Below are 25,044 nucleotides of genomic sequence, written 5' to 3'. Positions count from 1 at the left end.
CATGAATACAATGCACGACGCCGTCATCCTCGGCTGGGGCCGCAGCGCGGTTACGCCAGTCGGTGGCGCGCTGTCGTCATTGCAGCCGCATGAGATCGGCGCGCCGGTCATGCTGGGCATCCTGCAACGTTTCGGCATTCCGCTCTCCGCCATTGATGCTGTGATTGCCGGCAACGCCATGGGCGCAGGCGGTAACCCGGCGCGCATGTTGGCGCTGGCCGCAGGCTGCGCAGATCGCATTCCGGCCCTCTCGGTCGACAGTCAGTGTTGCGCCGGTCTTGATGCTGTTGCGTTAGCCAACGGCATGCTGGCGGCAGGCAACGCCGATGTTGTGATCGCCGGTGGCGTCGAAGCATGGAGTCGTGCGCCGATACGTCAACATCGTCCACGCCATCCCGGCGAGCCGGCAATTGAATACGGCAGTCCCGCCTTCGCACCTGATCCGGCGCGGGATCCCGATATGCTGCTGGCCGCTGCGCGCCATGCACTTGCCGCCGGCATCACGCGCGAGCAACAAGATGACTGGGCATTGCAAAGCCATGCACGCGCGGTCGCTGCACACCTCCATGTGCAAGACGAAATCATCGCCATCGGTGCAGCCACTTGCGACAGTTATCCACGCGCACTTGATCAGCGCCACCTCACGCGCATGCCGGTTGCCGCGATCTCCGATGACGAGCGCGTCGATGCTGCAACCCGGCAAGCTCATGCCATCAGCCGCATCGCCATTTCACCGAGCGCCGATGGTGCGGCGTTTGTCATCATCGCCACACGTGACGCCGCACGCCGCCTGAACCTGCGTCCGCAATTTACATGGCGCGCAGGCGTCAGCGTCGGCGCTTTGCCCGAAACGCCGATGCTGGCCGCCATCGATGCCACGCAGGCGGTGCTGGCGCGGACTGCGAACAAGATCGGGGCTATGTGGGGAGTGGAATTGCACGACGCCTTCGCCGCGCAGGCCATCGCGTTCTGCGAAACATTGCATCTGTCGCCTGCGCAGCTCAATCGCCACGGCGGCGGACTTGGGCGCGGACATCCTATCGGGGCGTCAGGCGCGATCAGTCTGGTGCGATTGCTGGCCGACATGCATCATGCGGCGCCCGATGGCGCGTTGGGTCTGGCGACTATCGCCGCGGCCGGAGGTCTCGCTACAGCGGCGATTATTGAGCGCTGCTAAGTTTTATATTTCAGTCGTCCCAGCGCCATGAAGACAGTCAATACGACGCTGGGGTCCTGACTTTCGTCAGGACGACAGGTATACCGAATACCGCCAAGACTAACGCAGCGTCCTGAAAAACTCTTCCGGCTTCAGACGCTCTGTCCTTACCGTATTTTCCGGCGCATCCGGATCGGCATATCCCAAGGCGATCCCACAGACGATGTGATGTTCGTCACCCAGCTCCAGCGTCGAGCGGATCAAACCCGGATACGAGGCCAGCGCGCCGATGGCGCAACTGCCAAGGCCATGCGCAGCAGCCGCCAGCATGAGGCCATACAGACACATCCCCAGATCCATGTAACAACCGCTGCCCATGCGCGCATCGATGGTCACCAGCAAGGCGACCGGCGCATTGAAGAAATTAAAATTGCGTTCGAACTGGCGGTCGCGTCCGGCCCGATCATCGCGCCCGGTCTGCAAGGCGCCGTACAACTCCTTGGCAGCCGCGACCTGACGTCGGCGCAGGGACTGCGGCATCGGCTGTGGAAAATAGCTGTAATCTTCCGGTTCCTGCTTACCCGTCCGGAAAGCGTCCACCAACGCCGCCGACAATCGCGCACGTGCCTCGCCTTCCAGCGAGATGAATTCGCCTGGTTGCAGATTGGCGCCACTGGGCGCGCGGCGCGCCATGGACAGCAATTCGGCCAGCATGCCGTCAGGCAAGGGGCGGTCGAGAAAGCCTCGGGTGGAATTGCGGGAATGAAGTAAGTCAGAAAACGACAAAAGAGAATCGGTCATAGAATCGGGTACGACAGTGCGTCTGCGCGGCGGTATGACAACGATACAGCGGCACATAGGACTAAAATGGCTTAAGTGGACGTCAATATAGCCTATCGCACCGGGTAGCGGCCAAATCCCGGCAGCGATGACACGGGCATAGCAATTCCAAATTGACAACCTTTCATTTTGGAAACAAGCCAAACTTCCTGCCGTCGTCAATTTTTCATTAGAATGCGCATTTGGCTCAGCTTTCAGGAGCCTCATCGGTGGCTTGCCCCGATGCATCGTCAACGTACCGACGCACCGACTCGCCGATTCATCGATTTCCAGATTCCAGTACCTCACCTGCATGGCAACTAAAAAAACATCCCCGTCTGAATACAGCGAATCATCCATCCGCGTCCTGAAAGGACTGGAACCGGTCAAGCAACGTCCGGGCATGTACACCCGGACCGAGAATCCCCTGCACATCCTCCAGGAAGTCATCGACAATGCCTCGGATGAAGCGCTGGGCGGTCACGGCAAGAACATCATGGTCACGCTCAATCCCGACGGCAGCGTCAGCGTCGAGGATGACGGCCGTGGCATCCCGGTCGGCATGCATCCGGAAGAAGGCGTGCCGACGGTCGAAATCGTCTTTACCCGCCTGCACGCCGGCGGCAAGTTCGATAAGGGCAGCGGCGGCGCCTATGCCTTCTCGGGCGGTCTGCACGGTGTTGGCGTATCGGTCACCAACGCGCTGGCTTCGCGCCTTGAAATCACGGTCTGGCGTGAAGCTGGCGTACATACGCTGGCCTTCTCCGACGGCGATCTGATCGAGAAGCTGAAGTCGCGTCCAATGACGCGGGAGGACAAGAAGTCCGGTACCCGCGTAACGGTCTGGCCGAATCCCAAATACTTCGACTCGCCAACGATTTCGCAGCAAGAACTGCAACGCCTGTTGCGCTCCAAGGCAGTGCTGCTGCCGGGCGTGAAGGTATCGCTCGTCAATGGCAAAACCGGCGACGTGCAAAGCTGGCAATACGATCAAGGCCTGCGTGGCTATCTGATGGAATCGCTGGCGCAATCGACCAGCGCCGATCCATTGATCCCGCTGTTTGAAGGCGAGCAATACGCCGGCGCCGATGCCGAAGGTTTTGCTGAAGGCGAAGGCGCAGCATGGGTGGTGGCATGGACGGAAGAAGGCAACGTGGTACGTGAATCCTACGTCAACCTGATCCCGACCTCAGCCGGCGGTACGCATGAGTCCGGTCTGCGCGAAGGTCTGTTCTCGGCAGTGAAGAGCTTCGTCGAAATGCACTCGCTGCTGCCCAAGGGCGTCAAGCTGTTGCCGGAAGACGTGTTCGCACGCGTCTCTTTCGTGCTGTCGGCCAAGGTGCTCGATCCGCAATTCCAGGGCCAGATCAAGGAACGCCTGAATTCGCGCGATGCCGTGCGTCTGGTGTCGACCTTCTCGCGTCCGGCGCTGGAGCTGTGGCTGAACCAGCACGTCGAATACGGCAAGAAGCTGGCTGACCTCGTGATCAAGCAGGCGCAAAGCCGTCTGCGTTCGGCACAAAAAGTCGAGAAGAAAAAATCTTCCGGCGTGGCCGTGTTACCGGGCAAACTGACCGATTGCGAATCCAACGACATCACACGCAATGAAATCTTTCTGGTCGAGGGCGACTCCGCCGGCGGCTCGGCAAAGATGGGCCGCGACAAAGAGTTTCAGGCGATCCTCCCATTGCGCGGCAAGGTGCTGAACGCTTGGGAAACCGAGCGCGACCGTCTGTTTGCCAACAATGAAATCCACGATATCGCCGTCGCCATTGGCGTCGATCCGCATGGCCACACCGACACACCAGACCTGACCGGACTGCGCTACGGCAAAATCTGCATCCTCTCCGATGCGGACGTTGACGGCTCACACATTCAGGTGTTGTTGCTGACGCTGTTCTTCAAGCATTTCCCCAAACTGATCGACCACGGCCACATCTGTATCGCACGTCCGCCGCTGTATCGCGTCGACGCGCCGGCGCGCGGCAAGAAGCCGGTGCAAAAGCTGTACGCACTCGACGACGGTGAACTGGAAGCGATCGAAGACAAGCTGCGCAAGGACGGTCTGAAAGAAGGCGCATGGAGCATATCGCGCTTCAAAGGCCTGGGTGAAATGAACGCGGAACAGTTGTGGGAAACCACCATGAACCCCGACACCCGCCGCCTGCTGCCGGTCTCTTTGGGCGAACTCGACCATATCGCTTCGGAAGCGCGCTTCACCATGCTCATGGGCAAGGGCGAAGCCGCCTCGCGCCGTGCCTGGATCGAAGAGCACGGCAACGAAGCGGAAGCGGACATTTAAGACAGCAAAATGCGCATCCGCAACGACATCATGCAACCAGGTCTCTGGCGCCGCTTCCTTTCGGGAGCGTTGCCGGTTGCTGTTGCGACCGCTGCGTTGTGCATGTCGTTGACCACAGCGCCTGCGCATGCCGATGTCTACGGTTACATCGACGCCGACGGTATGGCGCACGTGTCGACGGAGAAGCTCGATGACCGCTATCAGTTGTTCATGCGTGGCGACGCCACCTTCGACTCGAACAAAATCGCAAAAGGAATCCCCGGCGTTGACGTGAAACAGAACATGTCCTCGCCGCTGATGAAGCTGATGCTGCAGCATCCGAATCTGAAAAAGTATGAAACCATGCTGGATCAGAGTGCGAAGGAATTCTCGGTCGAGCCAGCCTTGCTGAAAGCGATCATGGCGGCTGAATCCGGTTTCAACCCGACCGCCGTCTCGCCCAAAGGCGCCATCGGCCTGATGCAGATCATGCCGGAGACCGCCGAGCGTTATGGCGTCCAGGGCGATCGTCGCAAGACTATCCAGCAAAAGCTGACCGATCCGAAGATCAACATCCGTCTGGCCGCGCGTTATCTGCGCGACTTGCAGGCGCTTTTCCCAAAGCGGCTGGAACTGGCGATTGCCTCCTACAATGCCGGCGAACGCGCCGTGCAGAAGTACAACAACCAGATCCCGCCCTATCCGGAAACTCGCAATTACGTGCAACTGGTGGCGCAGTTCTATCGGTTGTACCAGCCGGGCGGCAACGCCACCAACAACGCAGGCAATGCCGGTGATAACGCGGAAAAACCGCGCCGCATCGAAATCATCTTGCCGGGCCGCCGCAGCATGCCGCCACCGACTTCCATCGAATAATTCACACAACGACATCAACGCAACCCAGCCACATGACTGAACAAGCCAATCTGTTTGAACAAGCCGCACCATCCGACGGCGAATCGCTGACGCTGTCGACCTTCGCCGAGCGCGCCTATCTCGACTACGCCATTTCGGTGGTCAAGGGACGCGCCCTGCCCGACGTCGCTGATGGCCAGAAGCCGGTGCAGCGCCGCATCCTGTACGCGATGAACGAACTCGGCCTGAACGCCACCGCCAAGCCGCGCAAATCGGCCGCCGTGGTCGGTGACGTGCTCGGTAAGCTGCACCCGCACGGCGACCAGTCGGTGTATGACGCGCTGGTGCGTATGGCACAAGACTTCTCGCTGCGCTATCCGCTGATCGACGGTCAGGGCAACTTCGGCTCGCGCGATGGCGACGGCGCTGCGGCGATGCGCTACACGGAAGCCCGTCTGACGCCAATCAGCAAGCTGCTGCTCGATGAAATCGGCATGGGCACGGTCGACTTCCAGCCGAACTATGACGGATCGACCGAAGAACCGAAACTGCTCCCGGCACGCCTGCCCTTCCTGCTGCTGAACGGCGCATCAGGCATCGCGGTCGGCATGGCGACTGAAATCCCGTCGCATAACCTGCGTGAAGTCGCGCGGGCCGCGGTCGCGATGATCCGCAATCCCAAGATCACACACGAAGAACTGATGACCCATGTCACCGGGCCAGACTTCCCGGGCGGCGGCCAGATCATCACACCGCCGTCGACGATTGCCGAGATCTACCAAAGCGGCCGTGGCAGCCTCAAGGTGCGTGCACGCTGGAAGATCGAAGACATGGCGCGCGGACAGTGGCAAGCGGTCATCACAGAATTGCCGCCGGGCGTGTCGTCGCAGAAGGTGCTGGAAGAAGTCGAAGAACTGACCAATCCCAAGATCAAGCTCGGCAAGAAAACCCTCACGCCGGAACAGCAGGCACAGAAGCAAAGCATCCTGGCGATGCTGGATGCGGTGCGCGACGAATCGGGCCGTGAAGCGGCAGTGCGCCTGGTGTTCGAGCCGAAGTCCAAGAATCAGGATCAGACCGAGTTCATGAACACGCTGCTGGCTCAGACGTCTCTGGAAACCAGCTCGTCGATCAACCTCGTGATGATCGGCGGCGACGGACGCCCACGCCAGAAAGGTCTGGGCGACATCCTCAGCGAATGGATCAGCTTCCGCTTTGAAACCATCACCCGCCGCACGCAGTTCAAATTGCAAAAAGTCGAGGATCGCATCCACATCCTCGAAGGCCGCGAAGCGATCCTGCTGAATATCGATAAAGTCATCAAGATTATCCGCGAATCGGATGAGCCGAAGCCGGCGTTGATTGAAGCTTTCAAGCTCTCAGACCGCCAGGCTGAAGACATCCTGGAAATCCGCCTGCGCCAACTGGCGCGTCTGGAGACCATCAAGATTCAGCAAGAACTGGCCGAGCTGCGTAACGAGAAATCGACGCTGCAAGACCTGCTGGAAAATCCTTCATCGATGAAGCGCCTGGTCATCAAGGAAATCGAAGCTGACGAAAAGCAATTCGGCGACGATCGCCGCACCGTGATCGAAGTGGCGGAAAAAGCCGTGGTCGAACAAAAGATCATCGACGAACCCGTCACCGTCATCATTTCGCAAAAAGGCTGGGTGCGCGCACGCAGCGGCCACGGCCACGACGCAACGCAATTCACCTTCAAGGCCGGTGACGGCCTGTATGGTGCTTTCGAGTGCCGCACGGTCGACAACCTGCTGGGCTTCGGCTCCAACGGCCGCGTCTACACGGTTGGCGTCAACTCACTGCCGAACGCACGCGGCGACGGCGTACCGATTACGACGCTGGTCGACCTCGGCAGCAGTAGTGGCCAAGGAAGCAACCTGCTGCACTACTTCGCAGGCCCCCTCGATACGCAAATGCTGCTGGCATCCGATGCCGGGTACGGCTTCACCGCCAAGCTTGGCGACATGCTCAGCCGCGTCAAGGGCGGCAAAGCCTTCATCACGCTGGACGAAGGCGACCTGCCACTGGCGCCACGTCCGATGCCAGTCGGCGCCAGCGCGATTGCCTGCCTGTCGGGACAAGGACGTCTGCTGGTGTTTGGTCTGGATGAAATCAAGACCCTGTCGAGCGGTGGCCGCGGCGTGATCCTGATGGAACTGGAAAAGAACGAAAAGCTGCTCGCCGCACAAGCCATCACCCAAAAGGGTGTACTGGTCTCCGGCACCGGCCGTGGCGGCAAGGACCAGAGTGTATCGCTGTCAGCCGTGGCGCTGGGTCTGCACATCGGCAAGCGCGCACGCAAGGGCAAGGCGCTGGAGTCGAAGTTGAAAGCGACGACGCTGGCGGCGATTTAACAAGCTCGTCTTCCAAAATAAAAGGGGCAGCTCAGGGGCTGCCCCTTTTATTTTCTTTAGCGTACTTTCATCATTGGTTTTTTTTGAATGGGAAAGACTGCTGTTTCAAAAAACCATCCGGCATGTAATCACCGACAACGCCATATTTTTCAGGAAATTTCTTGATCGATTTCACAGCCGTACCAAGAAAATAGTCAATGAATGAAAAATGCGCCGCATAGTTCCTGTCGATCGCCTCATCATCCGATGCATGGTGCCAATGATGGAAATCCGGCGTTACGAAAATATACTTCAACGGGCCCCACGGCAAATGCACATTCGAGTGATTGAAGACTGCCTGGAAACCGACAATGATGATGTACGTGCTCACGACGGATTGATTGAATCCCAGAACGAACAATGGCCCCAGCACGACCACGCGGGTCAGAATCAATTCCAGCATGTGCTGACGCGACCCTGCCAGCCAGTCCATCATCTTGACGCTGTGGTGCACAGCGTGGAAGCGCCACAAGAAAGGCACCTCATGGTAAGCACGATGTACGCCGTACTCCATCAAATCTGCGACCAGAACGCATAAGAACAGTTGCAGCCAGAAGTTGATGCTGGCAACCGCCTGCTGAAAGTCGGCATGCACCAGCCAGCCGAATACCCGGTGGATCAAAAAATTGACGACCAGCAGCACTAAGCCAACAATGAAATGGTTGACCGCAAAGTGGACCATGTCGGTCTGCCATTCTTTGCGAAACACGACTTGATTTTTATAGAGCGGGAACAACTTCTCAATCAAGACGAAAACAATGGTCGATCCCAACAAATCGAGAATGAACCAGTCCATCCCGATATAAGGTGTATGCGACGGGAAATCCCCGACGGGTACACGCGAGCCACCCAACGCAACTGCCGCCACCACCAGCACCATTGCCGCAGCATTGAATGTGCGCTGGCGACCGAGCACCAGATTGCCCACTGAGAGCGCACCAGCGATCAACAAGGAGAAAAACAGAACTCTGCGCATCACATCAACAGAATAGACTTGCCTTAACTCAGGCGTTGTCAGGTACTGAGGAAAGTGAAACGCCAGCACCCCCAGCAAACTCAACAAACCGAGAGTAATGGCAATGACGGAACTAACCATTCCTCTTCTTGGACTCAACTCCCCATCTGTCAGCAGCAACTTCCCGGTATCACTGACGACCGTCTTTGCGAATCCCGCTGGTTTTTCCACTACATTCCGAAGTATTTTCTTATTTGCATCAAGCTGATTATTATTCATTTGAATGGCGATGGCTGTGAAAATGCTGCGATTATAGCTAAACCGGCGACATGCGTATCTCGCTGCATTTCCAATTCGCAAATGAAAAAAGGGATGTCATTTAATACGACATCCCTTTTTTATCAATCAGCCGCCATTACCTGCCGATCTGGTGCCCGATCACGCCGCCCACTGCCGCACCACCCGCCGTGCCAATACCACTACCATCTGTCAGCACTGCACCCGCTACTGCGCCAATACCCGCACCTACTGCCGTGTTCTTGTCGCGACGCGACATATTGCTGCAGCCGCCCAGCACTGTCAGAGCACATACCGTGATGGAGATGACTGTAATTTTATGAATTGTTCTCATGATGACGCCTCTGTAAAAAATAGGGATGCTGCAACGAAAGCCGGTTGCTTAATGTGCCTTGATGTCCTGTCGTGAACAGGACATTTTTTTAGATGCATTATTCCCGAATAGTTTCGAGTGTCAGCTAGTTGTAAACAATCTCTTACAGTTGTTACAAGCGCGAGCGATGCCTGCAAAATTTCCTGGCTAAATACATTACGCCTGCTGGCGTGCCGGTGCCCGCGACATGCCCGACACCATCAGCAACAAAGCCAGCACGCAAGCGACAGCACCCGCCAGGAACGCCGATCCATAGCCGAAGAAGCCGATCAGTACACCCACCACCGGGCCGGTCAATCCTGCTGCCAGATCAATGAAGGCCATGAAGGTCGCGACGGCCAGACCCCGTGAATGCGCCGGTACGCGCGCCATGGCTTGCACGCCCATCGATGGAAACACCAGCGAGAAACCGATGCCGGTCAGCAGCGTGCCAAGCCCCGCCATGATCGGATCATGCGATTGCCACAACAGTAATTGGCCTACCAGTTCAATCGCCACCGAGACCGCGCCGACCTTGGCGCCGCCGATGCGATCCGGCAGATGTGCAAAGAACAGGCGTACGCCCACATAACCCGCCGAGAAGCCAAGGATCGCGATACCTGCACCCGACCAGTTGTTGGTGGCATAGAGCAGCACCAGGAAGCTGGTGATGATCGCAAAGGGCATCGCACTCAAGGCCAATGCCAGACCGAAGCGCCAGATCAGGCGCAACACTTCCGACATCGCCACACCACCGCCCTTGCTGCCGAGCGCAGGCAAACCGCGCAACATCGCCGCAATGGCCAGGCCGACCATCGGCAACAACATCGTGGTCAGCGCCACGCCGGTGAAACCGAAGCGCTGCTGGATGGCGATGCCGACCGGTGCGCCCAGCCCCAGAGCGGCGAACATGGCAATGCCCTGCCACGCCATCACCTTGCCGGTGCGTTGCATGCCGACGCGGCCGATGCCCCAGGTCATGGTGCCGGTCAGAAACAGGCTTTCCGCCGGCCCCATCAGCAAGCGACCGATAAAGAGCACGACAAGGCTGGTGCCCGCATCGGCAATCATGGTCGAGGCCAGATACAGCAAGCCGGCAACAGAGGCCATCGGCAAGCCGATCGACACCGCGCGCTTGGGACCGTGGCGATCACAATATGAACCTGAAAATTTGCGTGAAAAGATGGTCGAGAAGGATTGAATCCCCACCACCCAGCCGACTGTCAACGCGCTGAAGCCAAGCACGCCGTTGACGTGCAGGGGCAAGGCCGGCAGCGGAATGCCGATGCAAAGAAAACTGGTAAAGACGATCGCCACCAAAGGCAGCAAGCCCTCGCTGGTGGTCTCGGTGGACGCATCCGTGGATTTGTTGGTTGTTGTGGTCATGATGTTATTGATCCCATGTAGAGGTAAACGAACAAGCGAACGAACGCGTGCCACGCAACATGGCGGCTGGCTTGTCGTCGAGGGAAAATAATGCAGCGATTACCGTCACTGCAGCGGTAGTAGAAACTGCTGCAGAAGGTACTGATGTGGGCAAGGCAAGCCCGCCCGAGGGAAGTAAGTGTGTCGTCAATTTTTCACCATAGCGTTATACACGTGCACGGCGACATGAATCGCTGCCTGAAACCTTCAGGCACGGCACGTGAATGACGCGTTGGTTGACGTTAACGCTTACGTAACGAGGCAGGAGGCTTGTCAGAGAAAGCTAATTCAAGGCCGATTTAGCTTACCTCACGAAGTTCTGATTCGTTATTTGCGGCCGATTATACAGAATAGTTTTTATTCTTGTCTAATCCGCGGGAACCTTGTTGCCTGCTTCACAAGATATGCGACAAGACATGCGACAAAACACGCGTAAACGACAAAGCCCGCGCGAGGCGGGCTTTGTCAGACGTCGGCATGGACAATCACCGACGTTGCTTCTACAGCTGGAACAGCTACTTCTACAACGGTACAACCACTTCTGCTGCAATTACACAACTACTTCTACAGCTACAGATACAACAGATACAGATACAACGGGTACTTCTACAGCAACATCAACTACTCAGAGACTTTAACTACGCGCGGCAATCAGGCCGCGGTGCGTTCCAGGCGATGCACGTTGTCGGCGTTGATTTCGATCTTGCGTGGCTTCAGTGCTTCAGGCACTTCGCGCACCAGTTCGATGCTCAGCAGACCGTTTTCCATCTGTGCGCCGACGACCTTGATATGGTTCGCGAGCTGGAAGCGTTGTTCAAAATCACGTGCTGCGATACCGCGATGCAGGAAGGTCGGCGAGCCTTCTTCCTTCTGTTTGCGACCGACGATTTTCAGTGTGTCGTTTTCGGCCTCGATGTCGATTTCAGCATTGCTGAAACCGGCCACGGCCATGGTAATCCGGTATTTGTCGTCGGCGACCAGTTCGATGTTGTACGGTGGATAGCTCGGTTGCGAATCCGCGCGCTGCGCGTTGTCAAACAGTTGAGCCAGGCGATCGAAACCAATTGCGGAGCGATAGAGTGGGGAGAAATCGTAAGTACGCATAACAGTATCCTTTTGAAAAGAAGCGATAGATAAACAAGAAACAAACGCGAACCTCCATTGAGCATTCGCTGGAGCCGGCAGGACATTTCCTGCTGCCTTGTTACCGATATACGACCAGACTTTTTCTTTTCAAGAGGTTTTTTATCAAGCTTTTTTCGGCGATGTTTTTTGTATTTTTTTTAACAATGCCCCTTGTTTTATCGACCGTCGTTTTTCATTGCCGCAACCACCGTGCGCAAAACTGCCTGCGCCCGACTGTCCCGAACATTGGTATGCAACATCACTTGCGCAAGAGGCAAAGACGGCAGCTTCATGCTCTTGCCGACATCGATGGCGCCGGCCGGTTTGACGCGATAGAGCAACGCCGTCACCGCCAGCCCCGCCGTCACGGCAGCCGCGACGGCATGCACGCCACCGCCGATAAATACTTCCTGCCAGGGAATGCCGGCGTCTTCCAGCCGCCTCACCGCCAACTCACGCACGCCACAGGTATGCGAGAACGTTGCCAGCCGAAGCGGCTCGTCCGCGCGAGGCTGCCATTGCGGCGCCGCGAACCAGCCCATGCGTTCTTCCTGGATCAGTTCGCCATCGCTGCGCTCGCCATCACGGCGCACGATGACGGCATCCAGTTCGCCACGGTCGTACATGGCGAGCAAATCGCGCGAGGCGCCGATGCGCACCTCGACGATCACGCCCGGATCAAAGGCATTGACTTGGGCCAGAACGGCCGGGAAACCATCACCCGCGACGTGATCGCTGACGCCAAGACTGAGGCGCGCAGTCGCGTTCTCCATGCGCCCCAGCGCCCTCTCGTGGGCTGCCAGCAAGCCGCGTGCGGCATCAAGGAAGCCGATACCGTCCGACGACAAGCGAACCTGGCGCGGCGTGCGCTCAAGCAGGCGGCGGCCGAGCCTGTCCTCCAGCCTCTTCAGCTTGAGGCTGATGGCAGATTGCGTCGTGTATAAGGCCTCCGCTGCGCGCGTAAAACTTTGCAAATCAGCAACAAGGACGAAGGCCTGGACGGCATCAAGATCAAGCGGGCGTTGGGTCGGTTCCATTTTCGGGCCTATTTTAGTTACTCATGATTCACGGCCAATCATTTCAATTTAATATCATTGAAATACCCATTGATGTATTTTTAAAATGATACGCTTGTTCTAAGATGCCTGCATATCCACTGCAATCCACCCGTGGCTTACCGTTGAAATTCCGTTGATTCATACTCTTTGAAGGAGCACATCATGCCTTTTGTCCGAGTCCATATCCGCCGCGGCGAAACCCGCGAATACCGCAAAGCCATTCTCGATAATATCTACGAAGCGATGCTGGAAACCTTCAATGTCCCCAAGGATGACAAGTTCATGGTAGTGGACGAATACGATCCGGACAATTTCGTGTTCGACAAAACCTATCTGAACATCGCGCGCAGCGACAAATTCGTGCTGATCCAGATCACGGCCAACAACACGCGCACGATCGAACAAAAGAAGGCGCTCTACGCGCGCATCGTCGAGCGCCTGGGCGAAGACCCGGGAATACGCTCTGAAGATGTCTTCATCAGCCTGGTGGAAGTGCTGAAGGAAAACTGGTCCTTCGGCAATGGTCTTGCGCAGTACGCGCTGTAAGCAGAGCCAACAGCAAAAAGCACCTGAAGCGCCGTAGCCTGATAGCATGGCAGGTCTAATAACCTGCCATGTGCATCCGACTCCTTCATGCCCTCTTCCTCGTCGAATAACTCGAACAGATCGTCCTCCGGGCGCAAGCACCTGCGGCCGTATCTTCGCAATATTGCTTTGGTCCTCGCGCTTATCAGCGCAGGCTGTGCGGCGGCAAGCAAGTACTACGATCCCGACAAGCCCAATCGCACGCCATCAGGCTTCCGCAATAACTATCCGCAAGAGCCGCGCGCCTCGTTGCTGAAATGGCAGTGGGAACGCATCACGCAAGGCGTACCGAAAGCACCGGCCAATCACTATCAGTTCCCGATGGCCACGCCCGAGATCGCCTGGCTGCAATCCAACAAGACGGCGTCAAGCGTGACCTGGATCAGTCATGCAACAGCATTGCTGCAAATCGACGGCATGAACGTCATCACCGATCCGATGTTTTCCGATCGTGCCTCGCCCTTCAGCTTTATCGGCCCCAAACGAAAAGTGCCGCTCAACATCACGCTGGCGCAGTTGCCGCACATCGACGTGGTGGTGATTTCGCATAACCACTACGACCATCTGGATCAGGCCAGTGTTGAACAATTGAATCAACAGGCCGGCGGACCGCCCTTGTTTCTGGTGCCGCTGGGTGTGAAGGATTGGATGGCGGGTATCGGCATCACCAACGTGCGCGAGATGGATTGGTGGGACAAGACGGTCGTGGGCAAACTTGATGTCCATTTCGTCCCGGCGCAACATTGGTCAGCACGCGGGTTGATGGATCGGTCAGAGACCTTGTGGGGCGGCTGGGTGATCAAGACTGGTGAAGGTGCGCCGCGTCCGTTCTCGGTTTTCTTTGCCGGCGACACCGGTTATTCAAAGGACTTTCAAGACATCGGCCGCCGGTTTGGTAGCTTCGACCTGGCGCTGATTCCTATTGGCGCTTATGCGCCGCGCTGGTTCATGAAGGGCCAACACGTCGATCCTGAAGAAGCCGTGTTGATTCACAAGGACGTGCATGCGAAACGTTCCATCGGCATCCATTGGGGCACGTTTGAACTGGCTGATGAGCCGATTGACGAGCCACCAAAATTGCTCACAGAAGCGGCGAAAAAAGCGGGATTACCCGAAGATGAATTTACCGTACTGAAGCACGGTGAAACACTCAGGCTGAATTAAATCCCAACGGAAAAATGGGCAAAAAAAATCGCAGAGAAATTTCTTTCTCTGCGATTTTTTATATCTGCATTTTTCACCTGCAGACAGATCAGTCAACGATGAAGAGTTTGGCGCCCGTTGCCGTCGAGGAACGATGCGCCTCCGCATTGTCGGCCACCTGATAACTCATGCCCGCCGTGAGCAAAAAGGTGCGGCCGTCTTCCAGCTCTGTGTGCAGTTCACCTTCCATGCACAACAAGACGTGGCCCTTTTTGCACCAGTGATCCGCCAGGTACCCAGGCGTGTATTCCACCATGCGCACGCGGATAGGGCCGAACTGGCGCGTACGCCAGGTAGCCATGCCGCTGTCGCCCTTGTGTTCAGTACGCTCGACCGTGTTCCAGTCGGTGGTACCGAACGGCAGGTTGCCGATTTCCATTACAGCTTGGCGGCGATGAGCTTGCCCAGACGTTCGATACCGGCACGGATTTTTTCCGGAGGCACAGTGACGAAGCTCAGACGCAGCGTGTTGTGTTGTGGCTCGTTGGCGTAGAACGGCGCGCCTGGCACGAAAGCCACGTGCTGTTCGACTGCTTCTTTCAGCAGTGCGCCACTGTCGATATGCGCAGGCAGCGTGACCCAGATGAACATGCCGCCTTCCGGTTTGGTCCAGCTGGTGCCGGCCGGGAAGTAAGTTTGCAGCGCGTCCAGCATGGCCTGACATTGGTCAGCGTACAGCTTGCGGATGGTCGGGATATGCGTTTGCAGGAAGCCGTCCTTGACTGCTTCGTACACCACCATTTGTGTCAGCTGTGCAGTATGCAGGTCGGCGGCTTGCTTGGCTTGTTCCATCTTGCGGATCAGCGGCACCGGTGCCACGACGTAACCCAGGCGGATACCTGGCGTCAGCACCTTGGAGAACGAACCCATGTAGATCACGCCGGACGGATTCATGTTCAGCATCTTCGGCAGCGGATCGTTGCGATAGCTCAGCGCGCCGTACGGATCATCTTCGATCAGCGGCAGGCCGATGCGGGCACAGGCTTCCACCAGCGCCAGACGGCGATCCAATGGCAGCGTACGGCCGGTTGGATTCTGGAAGTTCGGCAGCGAGTACAGCAGACGCGCGCCCTTGCCCATTTCTTCGACAGCCGAAGGAATCAGGCCTTGCTCGTCGCTCGGCACCGAGATGAAATCCGGACCGTAGATCGAAAATGCCTGCAATGCGCCCAGATAGCTCGGCGTTTCGACCAGCACTTTGCTGCCTTCGTCGATCAGCACTTTGCCCAGCAGATCCAGACCTTGTTGCGAACCGGACACCATCAGCACTTGTTCCGGCAGGATCTTGGCGCCGTCTGTCGACAGCGAATCGGCAACCCATTCACGCAGCGGGCCGTAACCGTCGGTCGGGCCGTATTGCAGCGCGATCTTGCCTTGATTCGTCAATACGGTATCGAAAGCCGCTTTCATGCGCTCGACCGGGAAGGTCGCCGGCGACGGCAGACCGCCTGCGAACGAAGTGATTTCCGGACGCATGGTGATCTTCAGGATTTCGCGGATGGCGGAGCTTTGCAACTGCTGCGAACGTTTGGAAAAATTCCACTGAAGTGGATTGGGGTTTTCGATTTTCATATTGCCTGCCAAAAATTGGGTAACGTATTGGGTAACGTATTAGGAACGTAAATGAGAAAGCCTGAACCGGTCATCGACCGGTCCGGCAAATCCCAAAGTAAATTCAGTTGCTCAGGAGAGTTCGGCAATCATTTCGATCTCGACGCACGCACCCATCGGGATCTGTGCGACACCGAACGCCGAACGCGCATGCTTGCCTTGCTCGCCGAATAATTCGCCGATCAGCTCGGATGCGCCGTTGGTCACCAGATGTTGTTCCGTAAAATCGCCGGTCGAGTTGACCAGGCTCATCAGCTTGACGATACGCTTGACCCGAGTCAGGTCGCCGCCACAAGCTGCTTGCAATGTCGCCAGCAAATCAATCGCTACCGCACGGGCTGCCAGCTTGCCCTCTTCCGTCGTGATGTTCTTGCCGAACTGACCAACCCAGACCTTGCCGTCCTTCTTGGCCAGATGGCCGGACAGGAATACGGTGTTGCCTGCTTGCGCGTACATGACGTAGGCGGCAGCTGGTGCTGCGACAGCTGGCAATTCGATATTCAGGGCTTTGAGTTTTTCGTAGACGGACATGCGGTGCTCCTGTTTGCTGTGGCTGAAATGTCCGGCATCAATATCCGTATTATCGGTATTGATGCCCGGCAAGCCAGCACGTTTAAGGTAAAAAACTGAGAAAACAACTGTAATCCGCCATTATCGCAAATATCGCGACTTTGTGACGGACATCCTCACTAAAACCGTTGTCAGGACTGAAGTAGCGCGGAATTAACGTTTGATCGCCATGCGTTTGCCAATTGCCACAACGGCAATAACCGCCGTGGCAAACATCAGGTTACTCGCATCCAACGGTTCGCCAACGATTACCGCTGCGCCTACCAATGTCATGAAAGGCTGCAGCAACTGCACTTGACCAACTCGCGCAATGCCGCCGAGCGCAAGCCCCTTGTACCAGAAGAAAAATCCGATGAACATCGAGAAAAACGACACATAGGCAAACGACCCCCATGCCCGTGGCGAAGCGTCCACACCGTAGTGCCAGCCGAGCCAGACGGTCACCGGCAACAGCACCGGCAGCGACAGCACCAGTGCCCAGCAAATCACTTGCTGGCCACCCATGCTCTGCGACAGACGGCCGCCTTCGGCATAGCCCATCGCGGCGGCGAACACTGCCGCGAACAAGGCCAGGTCGGCGAGATGAAAACTGCCTCCCCCCTGACGTAACGCAAAGGCAATCACGATGATGCTGCCGATCAATGCAGCGATCCAGAAGCCGAGAGAAGGACGCTCGCCAAAACGCAAGGCACCAAACAAAGCCGTCGCCAAGGGCAACAAGCCGACCACCACTGCGCCATGCGCAGCAGGTACATAGTGCATGGCGATCGACGAGAACAAAGGAAAACCAACCACCACACCCAGCGCCGTGATCAGCAGGCCGCGCACCTGCAACATGGTCGGCCGTGGCGCCTTGAGATGCCACAGCATGCCGATGGCGCAGATCGCCGCCACCACCGCACGGCCGAAGGCGACAAAAGCCGGATTCAGCTCCGCCACGGCGATGCGGGTAAACGGCAGTGTCAGACTGAAGATGGCAACGCCAATAAAACCCAGCCACATGCCCTTCGATTCAAGACTTGTCGCGCCCATTGTTTTTGCGGTCATCGGTTTCCTTTTTGTTTTGCGTTGATGACGATTATTAAAAGCTTAAAGCCAGATCGCCACTGCAGAATAAATCGTCAGCGCCACCATCACACCGCTGAAAATCGCTCGCCACAACGGCTGCGTCAGGTAGCGCCGCAGTACCGCACCAGCGCCTGCCCACACACTCACGCATGGCAAATTCACCACGCTGAACACCAGACAATAAATCGCGATCGCCAGCCATACTGGTTGGATCAGCGGCAAGAAGGCCGATGCGCCCGTGATCGCCATCACCCATGCTTTCGGATTGGCGAACTGGAATAAGGCCGCACCGACGAAAGACATCGGTCGCACGTCAGCGCGCACGTCCTGATTGAAACTCATGCTGCGCAGTTTCCACGCCAGATACAGCAAATAGCCGGAGCCGGCGATCTTGAGCAGCACGTGGACCGCAGGCACGGCGACGACCAGGCTGCCGATGCCGGCGGCGCAAATTGCCAGCAGCACCGCAAAACCAAAAGTGATGCCCAGCATGTGCGGAATTGATCGCACAAAACCGAACCACACGCCCGACGACGTCAGCATGATGTTGTTCGGCCCCGGCGTGATCGACGTGACGAAGGCAAACGAGGCCAGCGGCAACAATGCTTCCATCTCAATATCCTCCCTGCCGCGCAGTCTGACCGAAGCGTACGAATCTCCCCAGTCGCTTACGAAGAGCAGCGCGCATCGCCAGGCAGCGTGTCTTCAGCCACAACTGCAAGGTCAGCTCTGAACGATGCTCCAGATAGATTTCGCTGGCGATGGCGGCTTCAATCACCACCATCTTGCCAGGCTGCAGAATGAGCGCATCTCCGGCGCTGAGCCAAAAATCTTCTGTACGTCCTTCCTGCGTAATCCAGACATGACCGCGACGCACCAGCAGCAGACGGCTACGTTCGAACTTGCCGGTCGCCAGCGTGCCGCTGCCGAGATGCAGATGATGGTGTTGTTGTGTCAGCTTAGTCATGCCACCCTCCTGTTGTCTGCCAATGCTTGCTGTTGTTGTTCTTCTGCGTCCGGACGGCAGAGGATCTGCGCAAACATGTCGTGATCCACGTTACCGCCCGACAGCGTCAGGCCGATGCGTTGCCCCTGCAGGCGATGGCGGATCTGCATTGCTGCTGCCAATGCCGCAGCACCCGCGCCTTCGGCAACGTTATGCGTCGCGGTGAAATACAGTTTCATGGCGTCGGCCACTTCGTTGTCGCTGACCGCGATCACTTCATCGACCTGATCCAGGATCACCGCCAGCGAAGCATCGTCCGGCACGCGGCAAGCCATGCCGTCGGCGATCAAGGTACTCACCGGCGACTCAATCTTGCTGCGGCTTTCAAACGATAATTTGTAAGCTTGCGCATGCGCCGACACCACGCCGATGACGCGGGTGCGCACATTCAATGCGCGACGTGCAGCGGCAGCCGCGCAAATACCCGAGCCCTGACCGATCGGCACGAACAGCACATCCAAGTCCGGCTGCGCGCGTAGCAGCTCCATCCAATAGGTCGACACGCCGGCCACGAGATCACGGTGAAACGACGGGATCATGTGCAATGCATCGCGCTCGGCCAGCATGGCAGCGTGCTCACGGCTCTCTTGAAATTCCTTGCCGTGCTCGATGAGTTCAACACCCAGCGCCTGCATGGCGGCATTCTTTTCCTTGCTGTTGCCTTCCGGGACAACGATCGTCGCGGCGATGCCATAGCGGCGCGCAGCAAAGCCAACCGACTGGCCATGGTTACCGCGTGTGGCGGAAATCACACCACGCACGCGCCGCGCTTGCGGCAGTTGCGCCAGTGTCTGCAGATACACCAGGCCGCCGCGAATCTTGAAGGCGCCGGTCGGCGTATGATTTTCATGTTTGACCCAGGCTTCGGTGCCAAGCGCGACGTTGAGCAACGGCCAGGAATATTGCGGTGTGGCCGGCATGGCGGCATACACGGCTTTGGCGGCTTGTTCGATATCGAGGTGGGTTGGCAACAAGTCATTCATGATTCATCTCCTGCTTCTGGTATCTGTATCTGTCTGCGGCGCTTGCAACAAGCGTTGTAGTCACTTCATCAACTGTCGTCTGTTCACTACGCACGAAGTGCTATGCGCTGATTGACTCCTGTTATGACATGGGTCTATCCTAATCGACATTACCAGTACAGTACCAGTACACTTAAACAAATAATCTCAAACATTGTCACGGCAAAATGACCAATACAGCTACCCGAATCAAGCCTGTCACCTCATCCGCGCCTTCCGGCAATGCGCCTACGACGCTCCCTCTGTTGTCGCGCGAAAGCGGCGATTCGCTGGTGGATCAAATCGTACGAACCGTACAGTCACGCATTGATGACAAGCTGCTGCGCACCGGTGCACGCATGCCCTCCATAAGGCAGTTTGCGGATTTGCACAGCGTTTCGCGATTTACCGTGGTGGAAGCCTATGACCGCCTGGTGGCCCAAGGCTTTCTGGAATCGCGGCGCGGTTCGGGGTTTTATGTGCGAGAGCGTTCACCTGTCGCTGGTACTGCGCCGACCGGTACAGTTTTGCCGCTGCGCAGCAATAGTGGCCAATTCGGCAATGAACATGGCATGGCTGACAACGGTTCTTCCCAGCCGCAGCAACTCGATGTGGTATGGCTGGTACGCAACATGTTCCGCCAGATGCCGCCGCAAAAGATGCCTGGTGGAGGATTGCTGCCTCCGGACTGGCTCGACGGCGACCTGATCGGCAACGGTCTGCGTTCGGTGGGCCGGCAAAACATGTCGCTGCTGACCTATGGCACGCCGCAAGGTTTTTTACCGCTGCGCCAGCAACTGCAACTAAAACTGGCGGAGCTGGAAATCACCGCCGCGCCCGAGCAAATCGTCATGACATCCGGTGTGACCCAAGGTCTGGATATCGTTGCGCGCCATTTTCTGCGCCCTGGCGATGTGATCTTCGTCGATGATCCGGCATGGTTTTTGATGTTCGGCTCGTTCGCAGCGATGGGGGCGAAAGTGGTCGGCATCCCGCGCCTTACCGATGGGCCCGATATCGCAAAGCTGGCCGAACTGGCGGCGCTGCATAAGCCACGTCTCTATGTGATCAATTCAGTACTGCATAACCCGACCTCCACGTCCTTGTCGGCTGCCAAGGCATTCCAGATTCTGAGGTTGGCGGAGGAACACGATTTCACCATCGTGGAAGATGACATCTACTGCGACATGCATCCCGGCGCAGGTGTGCAGGCGGCCACGCGCATCGCGGCGCTGGATCAGTTGCAGCGGGTGATTTACCTCGGTGGATTTTCCAAGACGTTGTCAGCCAACCTGCGCGTCGGCTTCATCGCGACATCACCGGAACTGGCGCGCCACTTGTCCGACCGCAAGATGCTGTCGACGCTAACCACCAGCGAAATCGGCGAGCGCGTGATCTACAAGATTCTGTCTGAAGGTCACTACCGCAAACATGCCGAGCGCTTGCGCAATCGCCTCAACGGCGTACGCGACAAGGTGGTGCGACAACTTGAGAAAATCGGGCTGGACACCGGTCTGGCGACAGGTAGCGGCATGTTCATCTGGACCGATGCCAAACGAGACACCAATGTACTGACCGAGAAAGCGATGGCGCAGGGATTCTTGCTGGCGCCTGGCAGCCTGTTCTCGCCGAATCAGCTTCCGTCGACCAGGATGCGCATCAATGTCGCCAGCATGAGCGACCCCGGCATCTGGCGTTTTATGGATGAAGAGCTAGGCAGGTGAAAAATCCGCTACCTGTTTGAATCAGGTAGCGGACAACGTGTCGTCAGGCCAGATGGATACGCGCAATTTCCTGATTGGACGCATTGTAAAACGCATAGTCCGTCGTTCCCGGGAAGTAGACGTAGTGGTCCGATCCATTGGCTGCGATCTGCAAACTCTCGGTGTTGCTCATCTTGACGGTGAGAATATGCGAAGTAGCGCCGCTGGCGATCCCCATGTTGATGACGTCGGTAGCGGTGATCACAATGTTGGTGCCGGAGCCGCTGGTCATGTCCAGTGTCGTAATACCGGTGACCTTGTTGGAAAAATTGGCCAGCGTGATCGAGCTGCCCAGGTCTTCAAAGTGCAAGGTCGTGGTTCCGGCGCCACCACTGATGGTGGAAATATTCGACGTCCCCGTACTCTGGTTGACCATATCGCTCTGTGCGCCCAGCGCGCTATGAGAACCGGCGCTGACGTTGATCGTATTGGCGCCGCTACCGGTTGTGACACTGTTCGTACCGCCCATCTGGACATTGTAGATGTCCGTACCGCTGCTGGCGCCGCCACCCGACAGGGAATTGGTATTGGTAGTTCCCAGCGCCGTCAGCGTGTTGGCGTTGGTGTCACCGATCAGTGTACTGTTGACGTTGGCGCTGCCGGTCAGGTTTTCGATGTTGGCATAGGTATCGCCCGCCGCATCGCCGCCAGTACCTACGTGTGTCGCCAGATTGGCAGTGATCGCGGTGGTGGTGGAGTACTGATAGCTGACCGTATCGATACCGGCGCCGCCGTCGAATCTGTTGAGACTGCCGTCAGCCACGAAGGTGTCGTTGCCGCCACCGCCAATCGCATTCTGGATATTGGTGTAGGTATCGCCGTTCGCAAATGAAGTCACTCCATTCACAGCGTCACCGCCGACGTGATTGAACAAGTCAACCAGTACGCCGACGTTTGACCGCGCATAACTGACCGTATCACCATTAGCGCCGTGACCACTGCCGTTGAAGGCATTGGCAGCGGAACTAGCGAAGAAGGTATCGTCTAAGTTGCTGCCGATGATATTGGCGATGCCGATAAATTTGTCGCCCGTCGCATAGCCACCGCTGGTGCCTGCCCCAGTCGTATTGGACAAATCTACAGTCACCCCTGCAGTCGAAGGCAGATAACTGACCGTATCACTGCCGCCTGCGCCACCGTCAAAAATGTTGGCGATATTGTTCGCGACGAAGGTATCGTTGAAGCTGCTGCCGATCAGATTGTCGATCAGACTCAATTTGTCACCGGCGGCATCACCGCCGGAGGTGCCGGTGCCATCGGCGTAATTCAGATCCACTGTTACGCCGACGGCGGAGCCCGCATAGCTGGCATAGGTATTGGCGTGATTGGCGGCAGTACCGGCCAATGTGTCGCCGCCGCCCAAACCGGTCAGTACAGTCTTGTTTGCTCCAGCGCCTGTCAGCACGTCGGCTGAGGTACTGCCGATGATATTTTCGATATTGGCGTAGGTATCGCCTTGCGCATAACCTCCTGAGCCTGCAGATCCGTTGCTCAGATTGACGGTGACGCCCGACGTCGAACGCGCATAACTGACTGTGTCGGACCCTGCACCTCCATCAAGGCTGTTCGCTTGATTGTTCGCAACGAAAGTATCGTCGAAGGCGCTACCGATCAGATTGTCGATGAAGCTCAACTTGTCGCCATTTGCATCCGCACCGCTGGTGCCTGTGCCATCGGTGAAGTTAAGATCGATGGTCACGCCCAAGGTGCCACTGCTAACTGGAGAAGTTGCATAGCTGGCATAAGTATTAGCGCGATTGGCTGTGAAACCAGTCAGTGTGTCGCCGCCACCGCCGCCGGTCAGTACTGTCACGCCTGTCGCCGCGCCGGTCAGTATGTCGCCCGCGCTGCCCCCGATAACATTTTCAATGCTGGTGTAGGTATCGCCCTGAGCAAACCCGCCGACACCTGCCGCACCGGAACTGAGATTAACTGTCACTGACACAGTGGAGGCTGAGTAACTGACGGTATCGGATCCGATACCACCGTCGAAGTTGTTTGCCACACCATTGGCGACGAAAGTGTCGTTGCCTGCACTGCCGGTAATATCCTGGATGTTGACGAAACGGTCTCCTGCCGCATAGCCGCCAGAAGTGCCGGTGCCGTCGGTGTAATTCAAATCGACAGTCACAGCGGCATTCGACGATGCATAGCTCACACGGTTGTGTGAGCCGGTTACGCTGGTGCCGCCGTCAAAATAGTTGGATGCCAGACTTGCCACAAAAGTATCGTCGGAAGCGCTACCAGTAATATCCTGAATATTGCTCAGGCGGTCGCCAGCCGCATAGCCACCGGAAGTACCGGTACCGTCGGTGAAGTTCAGGTCGACCGTGACGCCCGCATTCGACGCTGCATAGCTCACGCGATTGTGCGAAGTCGCTGTACTCGTGCCGCCATCAAGATAGTTGGCAGCCGCACTGGCAACAAATGTATCGTCGCTGCTGCTGCCGGTCAGATCCTGAATATTGACGAAGGTATCGCCGGCTGCATAACCGCTGCTGGTACCGAGGCCGGTCGTAGAGTTCAGGTCGACCGTGACGCCTGCATTCGATGCCGCGTAGCTCACACGATTGTGCGACGTCGCCGTGCTAACGCCACCGTCGAAATTATTACTGGCCAAGCTGGCAACAAAGATGTCGTCAGACGCACTACCAGTCAAATCCTGAATGTTGACGAAGGTATCACCGGCTGCATAACCGCCACTGGTGCCGACGCCGGTTGTAGAGTTCAAGTCAACGGTGACGCCTGCATCCGATGCTGCGTAGCTCACGCGATTGTGGGACGTCGCCGTGCTGGTACCCCCATCGAAGTTATTGTTGGCCGCACTCGCTACGAATGTATCATCCGACGAACTACCGGTCAGATCCTGAATATTGCTCAGATGGTCGCCGGTCGCGTACCCTCCACTGGTGCCGGTACCATCGGTATAGTTCAGATCAACGGCAACGCCGGCAGTCGACGACGCATAGCTCACACGATTGTGCGACGTCGCCGTGCTAGTGCCACCGTCAAGATAGTTGGCCGCTGCACTGGCGACAAACGTGTCGTCGCTTGAGCTACCGGTCAAATCCTGAATGTTCACAAAGCGGTCGCCTGCCGCATAACCGCCACTGGTACCAGCCCCGGTGGTATTGCTCAAATCAACAATAACGCCAACATTCGATGTCGCGTAGCTCACACGGTTATGCGAGCTTACTGTGCTGATGCCGCCGTCAAAATAATTAGAAACATTGTTTGCAACAAAGGTGTCGTCGCTCGCACTGCCAGTAAGATCCTGAATATTAATGAAGGTATCACCCGTTGCGTAACCGCCAGAGGTTCCGGTTCCATCCGTGTAGTTCAAATCCACCGTCACACCCACATTCGACGATGCGTAGCTTACGCGGTTATGCGAAGTCGCCGTACTGCTACCCCCATCAAAGTTATTGGAGGCCGTGCTGGCCACAAATGTGTCGTCACTTGCACTGCCGGTCAGATCCTGAATATTGCTAAGACGATCA

At 57.2% G+C, this 25,044-nt stretch carries 21 protein-coding genes; 7 read left to right on the top strand and 14 right to left on the bottom strand.

What is annotated here, in order from left to right:
• The first annotated feature begins 1 nt into the window (after position 1).
• Positions 2-1,177, top strand: a complete 1,176-nt coding sequence (locus tag PQR63_RS18770; protein ID WP_408169484.1) for an acetyl-CoA C-acyltransferase — start codon at positions 2-4, stop codon at positions 1,175-1,177.
• 99 nt (positions 1,178-1,276) lie between these two features.
• Here PQR63_RS18770 and PQR63_RS18765 read toward each other — a convergent pair whose 3' ends face one another.
• Positions 1,277-1,957, bottom strand: a complete 681-nt coding sequence (locus PQR63_RS18765) for a nitroreductase (RefSeq protein WP_408169483.1) — start codon at positions 1,955-1,957, stop codon at positions 1,277-1,279.
• Between the two features lie 331 nt (positions 1,958-2,288).
• Here PQR63_RS18765 and PQR63_RS18760 point away from each other — a divergent pair, with 331 nt between their 5' ends.
• Genes PQR63_RS18760 through parC form a run of 3 tightly spaced genes read left to right on the top strand, consistent with a single transcriptional unit; the run spans position 2,289 to position 7,486 of the window.
• Positions 2,289-4,277 carry a DNA topoisomerase IV subunit B gene (locus tag PQR63_RS18760; RefSeq protein WP_408169482.1) on the top strand — a complete coding sequence of 663 codons (1,989 nt, stop codon included), beginning with the start codon at positions 2,289-2,291 and terminating at the stop codon, positions 4,275-4,277.
• A 9-nt stretch (positions 4,278-4,286) separates the two neighbouring features.
• Positions 4,287-5,132, top strand: coding sequence for a lytic transglycosylase domain-containing protein (locus PQR63_RS18755; RefSeq protein WP_408169481.1), 846 nt, complete (start codon positions 4,287-4,289; stop codon positions 5,130-5,132).
• A 32-nt stretch (positions 5,133-5,164) separates the two neighbouring features.
• On the top strand, positions 5,165-7,486 hold the full coding sequence (gene parC / locus PQR63_RS18750) for a DNA topoisomerase IV subunit A (protein WP_408169480.1): 2,322 nt from the start codon (positions 5,165-5,167) through the stop codon (positions 7,484-7,486).
• A gap of 70 nt (positions 7,487-7,556) precedes the next feature.
• Here parC and PQR63_RS18745 read toward each other — a convergent pair whose 3' ends face one another.
• The 5 genes from PQR63_RS18745 to PQR63_RS18725 form a co-directional block, all read right to left on the bottom strand.
• The gene (locus tag PQR63_RS18745) at positions 7,557-8,759 is read right to left on the bottom strand and encodes a sterol desaturase family protein (protein WP_408169479.1); all 1,203 of its coding nucleotides are present in this window, start codon (positions 8,757-8,759) and stop codon (positions 7,557-7,559) included.
• Between the two features lie 136 nt (positions 8,760-8,895).
• On the bottom strand, positions 8,896-9,111 hold the full coding sequence (locus PQR63_RS18740) for a YMGG-like glycine zipper-containing protein (RefSeq protein WP_408169478.1): 216 nt from the start codon (positions 9,109-9,111) through the stop codon (positions 8,896-8,898).
• A 195-nt stretch (positions 9,112-9,306) separates the two neighbouring features.
• Positions 9,307-10,515, bottom strand: coding sequence for an MFS transporter (locus PQR63_RS18735; protein WP_408169477.1), 1,209 nt, complete (start codon positions 10,513-10,515; stop codon positions 9,307-9,309).
• Between the two features lie 690 nt (positions 10,516-11,205).
• Positions 11,206-11,658 carry an Hsp20 family protein gene (locus PQR63_RS18730; protein ID WP_094564678.1) on the bottom strand — a complete coding sequence of 151 codons (453 nt, stop codon included), beginning with the start codon at positions 11,656-11,658 and terminating at the stop codon, positions 11,206-11,208.
• Positions 11,659-11,855: 197 nt separating this feature from the next.
• The gene (locus PQR63_RS18725; protein ID WP_408169476.1) at positions 11,856-12,716 is read right to left on the bottom strand and encodes a LysR family transcriptional regulator; all 861 of its coding nucleotides are present in this window, start codon (positions 12,714-12,716) and stop codon (positions 11,856-11,858) included.
• A gap of 183 nt (positions 12,717-12,899) precedes the next feature.
• Between PQR63_RS18725 and PQR63_RS18720 the strand changes: the two genes are divergently transcribed.
• Together PQR63_RS18720 and PQR63_RS18715 are read left to right on the top strand one after the other, a co-directional pair.
• On the top strand, positions 12,900-13,283 hold the full coding sequence (locus PQR63_RS18720) for a tautomerase family protein (protein WP_408169475.1): 384 nt from the start codon (positions 12,900-12,902) through the stop codon (positions 13,281-13,283).
• A gap of 168 nt (positions 13,284-13,451) precedes the next feature.
• Positions 13,452-14,486 (top strand): MBL fold metallo-hydrolase, encoded by a 1,035-nt coding sequence (locus PQR63_RS18715; protein ID WP_408169474.1) that lies wholly within the window; start codon positions 13,452-13,454, stop codon positions 14,484-14,486.
• An 88-nt stretch (positions 14,487-14,574) separates the two neighbouring features.
• Here the strand turns inward: PQR63_RS18715 and PQR63_RS18710 are convergent, their stop codons facing one another.
• The 7 genes from PQR63_RS18710 to PQR63_RS18680 all read right to left on the bottom strand — a co-directional run bounded on the left by PQR63_RS18710 (position 14,575) and on the right by PQR63_RS18680 (position 19,763).
• Entirely contained in the window at positions 14,575-14,904 is a 330-nt protein-coding gene (locus tag PQR63_RS18710) for a DHCW motif cupin fold protein (protein ID WP_408169473.1), read from the bottom strand.
• Positions 14,904-16,097, bottom strand: a complete 1,194-nt coding sequence (locus PQR63_RS18705; protein WP_408169472.1) for an aminotransferase-like domain-containing protein — start codon at positions 16,095-16,097, stop codon at positions 14,904-14,906. The genes PQR63_RS18710 and PQR63_RS18705 overlap by 1 nt, the downstream gene beginning before the upstream one ends.
• A gap of 111 nt (positions 16,098-16,208) precedes the next feature.
• Positions 16,209-16,667 (bottom strand): RidA family protein, encoded by a 459-nt coding sequence (locus PQR63_RS18700; protein ID WP_094566196.1) that lies wholly within the window; start codon positions 16,665-16,667, stop codon positions 16,209-16,211.
• A 192-nt stretch (positions 16,668-16,859) separates the two neighbouring features.
• On the bottom strand, positions 16,860-17,753 hold the full coding sequence (locus PQR63_RS18695; protein ID WP_408169471.1) for a DMT family transporter: 894 nt from the start codon (positions 17,751-17,753) through the stop codon (positions 16,860-16,862).
• Between the two features lie 42 nt (positions 17,754-17,795).
• Entirely contained in the window at positions 17,796-18,386 is a 591-nt protein-coding gene (locus PQR63_RS18690) for a LysE family translocator (RefSeq protein ID WP_408169470.1), read from the bottom strand.
• Position 18,387: 1 nt separating this feature from the next.
• Positions 18,388-18,741 (bottom strand): DUF2917 domain-containing protein, encoded by a 354-nt coding sequence (locus tag PQR63_RS18685; RefSeq protein WP_408169469.1) that lies wholly within the window; start codon positions 18,739-18,741, stop codon positions 18,388-18,390.
• The gene (locus tag PQR63_RS18680; RefSeq protein WP_408169468.1) at positions 18,738-19,763 is read right to left on the bottom strand and encodes a threonine dehydratase; all 1,026 of its coding nucleotides are present in this window, start codon (positions 19,761-19,763) and stop codon (positions 18,738-18,740) included. Before PQR63_RS18680 ends, PQR63_RS18685 begins: the two co-directional genes overlap by 4 nt.
• Before the next feature lie 206 nt (positions 19,764-19,969).
• Here PQR63_RS18680 and PQR63_RS18675 point away from each other — a divergent pair, with 206 nt between their 5' ends.
• Positions 19,970-21,505, top strand: coding sequence for an aminotransferase-like domain-containing protein (locus PQR63_RS18675; protein WP_408169467.1), 1,536 nt, complete (start codon positions 19,970-19,972; stop codon positions 21,503-21,505).
• A 43-nt stretch (positions 21,506-21,548) separates the two neighbouring features.
• On the opposite strand, the gene PQR63_RS18670 is transcribed toward PQR63_RS18675, so the two are convergent.
• A partial coding sequence (locus PQR63_RS18670) for a beta strand repeat-containing protein (protein ID WP_408169466.1) occupies positions 21,549-25,044 on the bottom strand: 3,496 nt, incomplete at its 5' end.

It is taken from the genome of Herbaspirillum rhizosphaerae, assembly GCF_046025915.1.
Taxonomy (GTDB): domain Bacteria; phylum Pseudomonadota; class Gammaproteobacteria; order Burkholderiales; family Burkholderiaceae_D; genus Herbaspirillum; species Herbaspirillum rhizosphaerae_A.
This window is presented reverse-complemented; position numbering and strand designations above follow the sequence as displayed.

What these genes read in the sequence shown, in the direction of transcription:
- PQR63_RS18755 (WP_408169481.1), top strand. Translation starts at nt 4,287, where the DNA reads ATGCGCATCCGCAACGACATCATGCAACCAGGTCTCTGGCGCCGCTTC.
- PQR63_RS18710 (WP_408169473.1), bottom strand. Translation starts at nt 14,904, where the DNA reads ATGGAAATCGGCAACCTGCCGTTCGGTACCACCGACTGGAACACGGTC.
- PQR63_RS18745 (WP_408169479.1), bottom strand. Translation starts at nt 8,759, where the DNA reads ATGAATAATAATCAGCTTGATGCAAATAAGAAAATACTTCGGAATGTA.
- PQR63_RS18725 (WP_408169476.1), bottom strand. Translation starts at nt 12,716, where the DNA reads ATGGAACCGACCCAACGCCCGCTTGATCTTGATGCCGTCCAGGCCTTC.
- PQR63_RS18770 (WP_408169484.1), top strand. Translation starts at nt 2, where the DNA reads ATGAATACAATGCACGACGCCGTCATCCTCGGCTGGGGCCGCAGCGCG.
- PQR63_RS18685 (WP_408169469.1), bottom strand. Translation starts at nt 18,741, where the DNA reads ATGACTAAGCTGACACAACAACACCATCATCTGCATCTCGGCAGCGGC.
- PQR63_RS18720 (WP_408169475.1), top strand. Translation starts at nt 12,900, where the DNA reads ATGCCTTTTGTCCGAGTCCATATCCGCCGCGGCGAAACCCGCGAATAC.
- PQR63_RS18680 (WP_408169468.1), bottom strand. Translation starts at nt 19,763, where the DNA reads ATGAATGACTTGTTGCCAACCCACCTCGATATCGAACAAGCCGCCAAA.
- PQR63_RS18765 (WP_408169483.1), bottom strand. Translation starts at nt 1,957, where the DNA reads ATGACCGATTCTCTTTTGTCGTTTTCTGACTTACTTCATTCCCGCAAT.
- PQR63_RS18700 (WP_094566196.1), bottom strand. Translation starts at nt 16,667, where the DNA reads ATGTCCGTCTACGAAAAACTCAAAGCCCTGAATATCGAATTGCCAGCT.
- PQR63_RS18760 (WP_408169482.1), top strand. Translation starts at nt 2,289, where the DNA reads ATGGCAACTAAAAAAACATCCCCGTCTGAATACAGCGAATCATCCATC.
- PQR63_RS18690 (WP_408169470.1), bottom strand. Translation starts at nt 18,386, where the DNA reads ATGGAAGCATTGTTGCCGCTGGCCTCGTTTGCCTTCGTCACGTCGATC.
- PQR63_RS18705 (WP_408169472.1), bottom strand. Translation starts at nt 16,097, where the DNA reads ATGAAAATCGAAAACCCCAATCCACTTCAGTGGAATTTTTCCAAACGT.
- parC (WP_408169480.1), top strand. Translation starts at nt 5,165, where the DNA reads ATGACTGAACAAGCCAATCTGTTTGAACAAGCCGCACCATCCGACGGC.
- PQR63_RS18735 (WP_408169477.1), bottom strand. Translation starts at nt 10,515, where the DNA reads ATGACCACAACAACCAACAAATCCACGGATGCGTCCACCGAGACCACC.
- PQR63_RS18675 (WP_408169467.1), top strand. Translation starts at nt 19,970, where the DNA reads ATGACCAATACAGCTACCCGAATCAAGCCTGTCACCTCATCCGCGCCT.
- PQR63_RS18695 (WP_408169471.1), bottom strand. Translation starts at nt 17,753, where the DNA reads ATGACCGCAAAAACAATGGGCGCGACAAGTCTTGAATCGAAGGGCATG.
- PQR63_RS18740 (WP_408169478.1), bottom strand. Translation starts at nt 9,111, where the DNA reads ATGAGAACAATTCATAAAATTACAGTCATCTCCATCACGGTATGTGCT.
- PQR63_RS18730 (WP_094564678.1), bottom strand. Translation starts at nt 11,658, where the DNA reads ATGCGTACTTACGATTTCTCCCCACTCTATCGCTCCGCAATTGGTTTC.